This is a genomic window from Actinomadura sp. NBRC 104412, from assembly GCF_030269515.1.
Classification (GTDB): domain Bacteria; phylum Actinomycetota; class Actinomycetes; order Streptosporangiales; family Streptosporangiaceae; genus Spirillospora.
The window spans coordinates 18,614-28,021 of the sequence record NZ_BSTM01000055.1; the positions used below are offsets into that span (position 1 = coordinate 18,614).

The following is a 9,408-nucleotide window of genomic DNA, read 5'->3' on the forward strand; positions in this document are numbered from 1 at the left end:
GCGCCTACGCGTCGCCGCTGACCGTCGAGGGCATGCCTGCGCCCCCGAATGTCGCAGCCATCATGCCAACACGGAACTATGCGACAAAGCAACACCACGGGCGCTTCTTTATGTGATCAGCTGAAGTCCTCCTGAAGATCCTGGATCTCCGTGCGCGGGGCCCATGCCTGCCACACTCCGTGGTCGACCCTGTCCAGGCCGAGGCCCTCGGCGACGGGCGCGCGGCCGCCGGTGTACTCGACCCGCAGCCAGCCGTCGTGCTCCCCGACGACGACGAACCGCTCGCCCCGCCACACGCACGTCGTACGGACGTAACGGAGCTCCTCGACCTCGAAGAACGGGACGACGCGGCGGAACCGTCCGGGACGCATCTCCTCGAAGCCGTCGGTCGGCTCCGGCGCGTAGAGCCGCACCTCTCCGTCGGCCCCCGGTGAGGCTTCGAACTCGCGGCCGAGCCAGCGTGCCACATAGCCGTCGCGGATCATCGCGCGGCTCCTTGCCCTTGGCCGTCCCACCCGTCCGGTTGGGACGCGGTGTCGTTCTGCGGACGCAGCCAGGCCAGCCGGTCGGGGTCGTACATCGCGACGAAGCGTTCCGACCCGTCGGCGCCGAGGTGGTACATCTCGGCGCCGTAGGGCAGCCGCACGCTGTCCACCTTGTACTCGCGGATCGACCCGGCACTGCCGGGCGCGAACCCGCCGCCGAGGAACGGCGGGCGCTCGACCACCCAGCCCGCGTCGCCCCAGGCCGCCAGCTCCTCCTCGGTCTGCCCGCCGAACGGGATGCGGTAGAGGTCCGGGCAGTACGCGGGCCAGCGGATCACATGCACCCCCTGGTCGTCCGGGCGGAACGGCGAGTCGTCGTACAGCAGGCCGAGCGTCTCGTACAGTTGCAGCGGCGTCTGCAACTCGGCGACGTCGGAGGTCGGGTGGACGAAGCCGCCGACCCGGTCGTAGCCCTGTTGCAGGTACCACTCGACATGGTGGTGCGGCACCACCTTCTGCATGATCGTGGGCTGAGGGGACCGTTCGGCCTCCGGGTCGGGCGCTGGAACCGGGGCTCGCGCGGGGGCGGGCTCCTCGGCCTGTGCCGCATGCGGCCCGCCGGGCGAAGGCGCGGCCACGACGTCCTGCGCGGTGGCCGGTTCGGCGGCGGGGACCGGGGGCAGGTCCGCCACGGTCGCGTCGGGCTGCTGCTGGGACGGGGGCGGCGTGGGCACTTCGGGACGCGGCTGCACCAGGCCGACACGGACCGCCCATTCGCTGAGCGCCCGCACCTGGTCGCCCCGGAGGGACGCGCCGATCCGGGTGCCGGGGTTGAGAAGCATGTCCCATTCCGGGTCGGGCCACGCCCCGATGAGCTCGCGGAAGTCCGCGTACACGAACCGCGACTCGGGCAGCACCTCCTGGAGCCGTACCAGGGAGGTGAAGACCTGGACGGCGGAGGGGCCGCGCAGCGCCGCCTCCCAGCGGAACTCGCGCTGGATGGGCGTGACCTCCAGCGGCGCGTCCGCGGGGATGGGCACCAGCACGTTGGCGCCGAGCAGCACCCGCAGGAACGCGTCGGAGTCGCCGGCCAGCGCCGCCTCGTACAACTCCTGGTCGATCCGGTTGCCCGGCTCGAACTCGGTTTCCGGGGGCGAGGGACGGGTGTCGGCCGCCTCGTCCGCTGAAGCCGCCGGGGCCGGGGGCGCGGACGCGGGAGCCGCCGACGGGATCGTCTCGGGCTCACCGGCATGAACAGGTTCCGGTTCGGCGGGCGGCCCGGTCTCCACTGGCCGAGCCGGAGGCTCGGGGGCGGGCGCCGCCGGTGCGGAGTCGCCGGTGCCGGAGTGCGACGGGCCGCTGAGCGCGCGGACCCGCTCGCCGGGCAGTGTCGCGTCGATGGGCGTGCCCGGGTTGAGGATGAGCGTCCATTCGGTGTCCGGCCACGCGTTCACGATCTCCAGCAGGGTCGGCATCACGAACCGCGACGACCCGATCGCCTCGTTCATCCACTTCAGCGAGGTGAACACCTGGATCGAGACGGCGCCGTGCACCGGGACGGGCCGCCACGGGAACGCGGGGTCGTCCGGGGCGATGCCCCACGGCGTCTCCGGGTCGGCCGGGACCAGGACCTGGGCGCCCAGCAGCACCTTGAAGAAGCCGTCGGTGTCGCGCCGCAGCGCCGCGTCGAACAGCCGCCGCTCCACGTCGTTCTGCGGCTCGAACCCCTCGGACATGCGCCGGGCCGCGCGCTGGTCCGCCCAGGTGGCCAGGCCGGAGAGCTGCTCGGCCAGGATCGTGCCGCCGGCGGGGGAGCCGGGGTTGACCGCCAGCGGGCGGCTGCGGTCGGGCCAGTAGCGCAGCACCACGGTGAACGGCAGCGCGAGGGAGTCGGTGCCCGTTCCGGCGGACCGCGCCGCCTCCACCAGGCGCTCCCGCGAGGTGAACACCGGGATCACGCTCGTCCCGTCGACCTCCCTGGTGGACCAGGGGAAACCGGGACGGCCGGGCCGCGACAGATAGTCCAGGTCCTCGGGGACGGGCAGCAGCACCTCGGCGTCGGCCAGCGACTGTAGGAAGAGGTCGTGGTCGTTGGTGGTGGCCGCGCGGAAGAGGTCCCGTTCGACGTCGTTGGCGGGCTGGAACTCCGAACGCCGCTGCTCCTCACGCGGCAGTTCCCGGTGCTGGCCCTGAAGCTCCTCCCATTGCGCCTGGTCGTCGCGCGCCTCCGCGTCCGCGGCGGGCTCGGCCCCGGCCGGGGGAACGTCGGGGACGACGGGGTTGTCCAGGCGCGTGACATCGGCGGCATCGGGCTGCGGCGCCGCGGTCTCCTCGCTCAGGCCCGGCGCCATGCCGCCCTCGGGCAACGGCGAAGGCTCCGGCACGGGGGAGTCCGGAGCGTGGGTCTCCGCGGCCGGGGCCTGCGAGGCCGGGGCTTCCGGGGCGGGGGCCTGCGGGGCGGTTGCGTCCAGCGGGGGTGCGTCGGCCACCGCAGGGGAAGGCGCAGGGGTCTCCTGCACGATGGCGCCGTCCGGCGCGGGCGCGTCCGCTACGGGTGTGGGCGCCGGTGGCGGGGGCACGGGCGTTGACGACGGGAGCGAGGTGGGGGTGTCACGGCCCGCCTTGGGAAGACCGGTGTCGCCCTCGACGACCTGCTTGATGAACCAGGCGGGCATGCGCGCCTCGATCGGCAGCACCACCTCGTCCGCCCCGCGCGCGGGAACGTCCACCGCGAGCCACCACCGGGCGTCCGGCCAGGTCTGGGCGAGGTCGGTGAACCTCAGCCGCAGGAAGTGCCGGTACGCGGGCCCCAGGCATTCCCGCATCGCCGCCGCCGAGGTGTAGGCCAGCACGTGCGTGCGGCCGTCCTCTTCCTGGACGGGCCAGGTCGGCTTGTCCCGGTCCGCGAGCACGTCGTCGATCCGGTCCGGCGGCACGGGGATGACCAGCTCGCTTTGCGCGAGCAGGCGGAAGTACCCCTCCTGGTCACCGCTCCGCACCGTCTCATGCAGCCGGCGCTCGAGTTCCGACGTGGGCCGCCACGCGTCGGCCACGGTCGCCACCCCCTGTTTCCTCCCGCGCTGGCATGCGCGTCACCTGCATCCGCCCCGCCGGACCCGGCCGGGCACAATCCTGCCCGCCCCGTGCCCGGCGGCCGGGCTCTTGACGCGCAAGTTACGGACCCGCCTTACGCTACATGGACGAACAGGCCGAAAGTTCCCAGTGATGTCGTGGGCGAGGGCGTCCACGAGCCGATCGACAAGCGCCTCGGCCGTACCGATGCCGACGCTCGCCGTTGAGCAGGTGCCGCACCAGAGGACGGGCACAGACCATCCCATCCCGGACGCCGATGCCATGGACCTCCGACAGCCTAAGGGCCACGTCCCGAGCGTTCCAGCCGTCCACCGAGAACGACACGATCCCTCGCCGTCCTGGCCCCTCTGACCGGCCACTGGGCTGAACGGCCGCGCCGGGGTGCGCGCTGAGCCGTGGTTGCGGGAGCATGTGCCGGTAGGACGGGGACGAAGCGGAGGACGCGATGGGATACAGGGCGGTTCGGGCACTGGCCGGGGGAGCGGTGCTGCTCGGCGCGTCCGGGCTGCTGGGCGGGTGCGGGCTGCTGGGCGGCAACACCGACGAGGTCTGCGCCGGCGCCAAGGCGGCGTTCCAGCAGTACATGACGCAGGTCAAGACCGTCTCCGCGAACGATCCGGCACAGTGGAAGAAGTCCACCGAGCAGCTCGCGGCGCGCGTGGAGGGGTTGTCGCGCACGGCCGAGGACGAGGACCTGAAGAAGGCGCTCAAGTCCGAGGCCGATTACCTTCGCGCCGCCGCCAACGCCCTCGGCACCGGCGACGCCGCCCAGCTCGACAGCGTCATCGCCGCCACGCCCGACCGCATCGGCGGCGCCTGCGACTGACGGGCACCCCGCCCGGCACGTCCGCGAAGGAGGGGCCGTTCGAGCAGAACGACGCCGCCCCCCGCGCGCGGAACGCGGGAGGCGGCGTCGACCGTCAGAAGACGTTGGGACGGGGGCCGCCCGGCCGGTCCACACCTCCGGGCTCGTCGTCTCCGCCACCGCCGTCATCCGGATCGTCCGGCCTGCCGGGGGTCGGGAGGGGCAGACCGGGGTCCTCTTCGGTGGGCGGGCCCGAAGGCTCCTCCGGCTCCTCCGAGTCCGGCGGGCGCGTCGGGTTCAGCTCGTCGGGACGCTCGTCACCCGGGGTGTCGGACGGCCGCCCGAAGTAGTCGCCGCCGGTGTTCGCCGAGGGCGCGCCGAACGACTCGGGCGGGTAGCCCTTGATGTTCACGACCTCGGTCATGTAGTCGTGCCAGATCCGCGCCGGGAGGACACCGCCGTACACCCCGTACCCGGGGATCCTCAGCGGCTTGCTGTCGCTGCGGAACATGGACACGCTCGTGGCGAGCTGCGGGACGAACCCGTTGAACCAGATCGCGCGGCCCTGGTCGGTGGTGCCGGTCTTGCCCGCCACATCGCGCCCGTCGGGAAGCCGCGCCGCCGTTCCCGTGCCGGACCTGACCACCTGCTCCATCGCGTACGTGGCGTCCCGGGCCACCTCCTGGCTGAACGCGCGCTTGCCCGGCTCGCTGAACGTGCGCCTGTGGTCGTCGTTGTTGGTGACCGACTTGACCACGTACGGGGTGTGGTACTCGCCCTCGGCGGCGAACGTCGCGTACACCCCCGCCTGCTGCACCGGGTGGATCGAGATGACGCCCAGCGGGAACGTCGGCGCGGTGTTGGCGCCGTTGGCGGTGAGCTGGCTCTCGGGGATGCCCATCTTCTCGGCCATCCTCGTCACCTTGTCCAGCCCGATCTCGCGGCCGATGTTGACATAGGCGGTGTTGACCGAGTTACGGGTCGCCTCGACCAGGCTGACGTAGCCGTAGCTGCGGCCGCCGTCGTTCTCCACCCGCGCGCCGTTGTAGTACTGCGGGGACGAGCCGTCCACCGAGTCGTACAGCTTCATCCCGTCGTCCAGCGCGGCGGCCAGCACGATCGGCTTGAACCCGGACCCCGCCTGCGCCCAGTCGCCGAACGAGCTGCTCAGCGCCTCGGTGAGGTAGTCACGGCCGCCGTAGAAGGCCAGCACCTGGCCGGTCTTCGGGTCCACCGACACCAGCCCGGTGCGGATCCTCTTGCTCATCCCGTCCGGGGAGTTGGCGAGCACCGCCTTCCGCGCGGCGTCCATCAGCCGCTTGTCGAAGGTCGTGGTGATCTTCAACCCGGACCGGTTGATCTCGTCCTCGCTGTAGCCGCGGCGCTCGATCAGCTCCTTCTTGGCCACATTGACCATGTAGCCCTTCTGGCCCTTGAGGATGTTGGTGATCTTCTGTTTGGCCGGCATGGGGAACGTCATCGCGGACGCCTCGGCCTGGCTGATCGCGCCGTCCTTGACCATGTTGGCCAGCACCGCCCGCCAGCGCTGCTCGGCCATGGCGCGGTTCGGCCCGGTCGGGTCGGCGAACCTGCTGGGCTGCTGGATCGCCGCCGCCAGGTAGGCGCCCTCGCGCGCGGTCAGCTCCTTGACGTCCTTGCCGTAGTAGGCCCGTGCGGCGGCCTGCACGCCGTAGGCGTCCCGGCCGAAGAAGATCGTGTTGAGGTACTGCTCAAGGATCCAGTCCTTGTCCTTCTCCCGGCCCACCTTCAGGGCGACCATGATCTCCTTGAGCTTGCGGTCGACCGAGCGCTCCTTGCCGATGCCGCCGTAGTAGTTGCGGACCATCTGCTGGGTGATGGTGGAGCCGCCCTGGAGCTGCTCGCCCGTCAGGGTGGACCACAGCGCCCGGGTGGTGCCGCGTACCGACACACCGGGGTCGCGGTAGAAGCTGCGGTTCTCGGCCGCGATCACCGCGTCCCGCACGCCCTTCGGTATCTCGTCGATCGGGACCGCGTCGCGGTTGACCCCGGTCTTGGCGATCACCGTCCTGCCGTCGGAGTAGTAGAAGGTCGGCCCCTGCGCGAGCGCCTCCTCCTGCGGGGACGGGACGGGCGTCATGAGGTAGGCCACCCCGAACGCCGCCACGCAGAGCCCGATGAACGCCAGCAGGCCCAACAGCGCCCGCCGCCCGTACCGGGCCGCCCTGCCCCGCCGCCTCCCGGGCGGACGCCGCGAGCCTGCTCCCGCTGCCGCCGGGGCGGGCTCCTCGGCCTCGTCCGGAACGGGCGGAACGATCTTGGGGGGCGTGACGGGCGGCGTGACGGGGGCCGGGGGCACGACCAGGTCACGCCGCGTCGCGTCCGCGTCGGGGACCTCGGCCTCGTCCTTGGGCTCGTCGGGCTCGGCGGGCACGGCGTCCGTGCCGGAGGGCTCACCGAAGGCGTCGTCGCCGTAGACGGTGCCGCTCAACGGATCGCTCTCCGCGCTGGACCCGGAGTCGTCGAGCGTGACGCCGGGCGCGTCGCCGGGGGTCTCGGCACCGTCCGGGGCATCGGGTTCGGGGACGGTCTCGGGGGTGGGCTCGGGGTCGTTCCGCGAGTCGCCATCGGAGTCGTTCTCGGAATCGGTTTCGAGGTCCGTCTCGGTGTCGCTGGGGACGCCGTTCTCATTCATGTTCGCGGCGATGTCGTCATTCTCGGATCGGTGGGATTGTCGGCTTATGCTCGGGCCCGGGGCGGAGTCCTCTCCCGCGCGGCCCGCGGTCGGGCTCTCATCGCTGCTGCTCACAAGACCCCCGCGACTGCTTCGTGGCACCGACGATACCCGAGGGCGGCGACGGTGGCGGCGCGTCGGGACTCATGGCACAGTGCTCCCTTCAGTAAGGACGAACGGGGGGCCTCGGCGGTTGTCTTTCCTTTTTCCCGGCGTGAACGGGATCCCGGAAAGGCGAACGGCGGGCCATCCGAATCGGATGCCCCGCCGTCCGGCGCCGGTGGGACCGGCGCTAGGTGAGAACGGTCACTTGGGCATGATGCCGAGGATGTCCACCACGAAGACCAGGGTGTCGGTGCCCTTGATGCCGGCCTGGGGGTTGCCCTCCTTGCCGTACCCGTCCTTCGGCGGCAGGACGAGCAGGACGCGGCTGCCGACCTTCTTGCCCTGGAGGCCCTTGAAGAACCCGGTGGCGCCCTCGGTGGTGTTGAGCGGGAACGAGGAGAGCTGGCCGCGCTCGTAGCTGGAGTCGAACTGCTTGCCGTCCCGCCAGAGCACGCCACGGTAGTTGACGACCACGGTGTCGTTCTTGGTGGTGGTGGCGCCGGTGCCCTCGATGACGGTCTCGGCCTTCAGCTCCTTGGGCGGGTCCGCCTCGGGGATGGTGATCTTCGGCCCCTTGCCGGCCTCCATGGCGCCGACGGCGGGCAGGTCCTTGTCGAGCTTCTTCGGCGTCCCCTGCGCCTGCGCGCCCTTGGGGTAGGAGGCCAGCACGTCGACCACGAACACGACCCAGTCCGTGCCGGACAGCCCCATCTGCTGTCCCGACTGGCCGAAGCCCTCGGACGGCGGGATCTGCACGATCACCCGGCTGCCCGTGGTCTGCCCGACCAGGCCCTTGTCCAGGCCCTTGAGCTCGGTCTTGCCGACGGTCATCGGCAGTACCTGCTCTCCCGCGGGGCGCTCCCAGGACGAGCTGATCTTCTTGTTGGTGCTCTCGTTCGGCTTCTTGATGTCGGTGCTCTTGGCCCACTGGTAGAACACGAACTTCACCATCGCGGTGTCGCCGTTGGCGAGCCTGTGCCCGTTGCCCTTGATCACCGGGGTGACCTTGAGGCCGCCGGAGGGGACGAGGTCCTTGGGGATGCTGACCTTCGGCGCCTTGCCCAGCGCGCCGGTGGCGGCGATCGCGGGGCCCGGACGCGTCGCGATGTAGGTGACACCGGCGCTGATCGCCAGCACCGCGACCACGGAGAGCGCGATCCCTATGCGCCGCTGCCTCTTGGCCTGCGCGGCGGTCTTGCCCGACGGGCGCGGGCCGCGGCTGCGGTTCCCTCCGCTGATCCCGTGCGGGGTGAACTCCGGGCTCCGGATGTTCCTCGCGTTCGGCAGCTTGGCCGTGGGCTTGGCCTTGACCGTACGCTCACCCCGGGGCTTGTCATCCTCGGACATGTTTCCTCACTCGCTCCGGGCTCGACGACACACCACGCGCGTCACACCCTGCCACCGCGGACCTAAGGCGGATGTGAAAGCGCGGCAAAGCGGACCAGAACCGCAATCTACCGGTCCCGGGAGGGTTCGGCGTCCGCCACGGCGCGAGCCGTGCGGGCCGCCGGCGGTCTCGCGGCGCTCACCGGCAGCCAGTCTGGTGGAGCCGGGCCCGATCTGTCACCCCGCCTCGCACATCCGGCTCCGCCGCGCCGCCCGCGGGCTCCACGCGCTCAGGACGGCTCGGCCATCACGCCGTACAGGAAAATAGCGGTGACCGCAGTGCTGGCCTCCTCGACGACCAGCAGGGCCTGGACGGCCGCCGTCTTGGGGCAGTGAACGCGGCCTCGTACAGGGCTTGGTACAGGGCCTCGCGGTTGGGGGCCACGGCTGCGCGAGCCTGCCCGGGGCGCGCCGGTACGGTGATCACCACCTCCAGCCGCCTACGGCACCACCAAGCTCATGAACGTCCTGTTCACGCGGGAGCCGGCGCGCCGCGTCGAGGGGACGGCCATCGCTCCCTCGGGCCATGCCGCCACCGCCCGGCCCGGGCCGTGCTCGCCTCGCGCCCGGGAGGGGAGGGCGTGCCCGGCGCGGACCGCACCAACTTCGCGACCGGTTCGCCCCTGGCGCGGGCCGTGTCGTGGACGCCGCTGCGGCGGGTCCGGGCCAGACGGCCCTTGCCACCCATCCTCGCCTAGGAGCCCACTGAATAAGGCGTGGTTGGGGCGGGAAGGGCGCCGACAAGGCCGTCTGAGCGGCGGTTCAGGTCAGACCTCGAAGGGCCGACACGTGGTCGCCCTTCCCGCGTGGTCCAGCTTGGC

Annotated in this window: 6 protein-coding genes; 1 reads left to right on the top strand and 5 read right to left on the bottom strand. The window is 71.8% G+C overall.

What is annotated here, in order from left to right; all coding sequences use genetic code 11:
• Window positions 1-116 precede the first annotated feature (116 nt).
• The 3 genes from QSK21_RS35005 to QSK21_RS35015 form a co-directional block, all read right to left on the bottom strand.
• A complete protein-coding gene (locus QSK21_RS35005) occupies window positions 117-485 on the bottom strand; it encodes a UCP033725 family protein (RefSeq protein ID WP_285702047.1) in 369 nt (122 codons plus the stop codon).
• Window positions 482-3,547, bottom strand: coding sequence for an SseB family protein (locus tag QSK21_RS35010; RefSeq protein ID WP_285702048.1), 3,066 nt, complete (start codon window positions 3,545-3,547; stop codon window positions 482-484). The genes QSK21_RS35005 and QSK21_RS35010 overlap by 4 nt, the downstream gene beginning before the upstream one ends.
• Before the next feature lie 130 nt (window positions 3,548-3,677).
• The gene (locus QSK21_RS35015; protein WP_285702049.1) at window positions 3,678-3,989 is read right to left on the bottom strand and encodes an aminotransferase class V-fold PLP-dependent enzyme; all 312 of its coding nucleotides are present in this window, start codon (window positions 3,987-3,989) and stop codon (window positions 3,678-3,680) included.
• 34 nt (window positions 3,990-4,023) lie between these two features.
• Between QSK21_RS35015 and QSK21_RS35020 the strand changes: the two genes are divergently transcribed.
• Window positions 4,024-4,404 carry a DUF8711 family protein gene (locus QSK21_RS35020; protein ID WP_285702050.1) on the top strand — a complete coding sequence of 127 codons (381 nt, stop codon included), beginning with the start codon at window positions 4,024-4,026 and terminating at the stop codon, window positions 4,402-4,404.
• A gap of 94 nt (window positions 4,405-4,498) precedes the next feature.
• On the opposite strand, the gene QSK21_RS35025 is transcribed toward QSK21_RS35020, so the two are convergent.
• On the bottom strand, window positions 4,499-7,057 hold the full coding sequence (locus tag QSK21_RS35025; RefSeq protein ID WP_285702052.1) for a transglycosylase domain-containing protein: 2,559 nt from the start codon (window positions 7,055-7,057) through the stop codon (window positions 4,499-4,501).
• A gap of 345 nt (window positions 7,058-7,402) precedes the next feature.
• Window positions 7,403-8,548, bottom strand: coding sequence for an FKBP-type peptidyl-prolyl cis-trans isomerase (locus QSK21_RS35030; RefSeq protein ID WP_285702054.1), 1,146 nt, complete (start codon window positions 8,546-8,548; stop codon window positions 7,403-7,405).
• Window positions 8,549-9,408: the final 860 nt, after the last annotated feature.

Excerpts from the sequence above, each read along its gene's own strand:
- QSK21_RS35005 (WP_285702047.1), bottom strand. The coding sequence starts at position 485 with ATGATCCGCGACGGCTATGTGGCACGCTGGCTCGGCCGCGAGTTCGAA.
- QSK21_RS35015 (WP_285702049.1), bottom strand. The coding sequence starts at position 3,989 with ATGCTCCCGCAACCACGGCTCAGCGCGCACCCCGGCGCGGCCGTTCAG.
- QSK21_RS35020 (WP_285702050.1), top strand. The coding sequence starts at position 4,024 with ATGGGATACAGGGCGGTTCGGGCACTGGCCGGGGGAGCGGTGCTGCTC.
- QSK21_RS35025 (WP_285702052.1), bottom strand. The coding sequence starts at position 7,057 with ATGAATGAGAACGGCGTCCCCAGCGACACCGAGACGGACCTCGAAACC.
- QSK21_RS35030 (WP_285702054.1), bottom strand. The coding sequence starts at position 8,548 with ATGTCCGAGGATGACAAGCCCCGGGGTGAGCGTACGGTCAAGGCCAAG.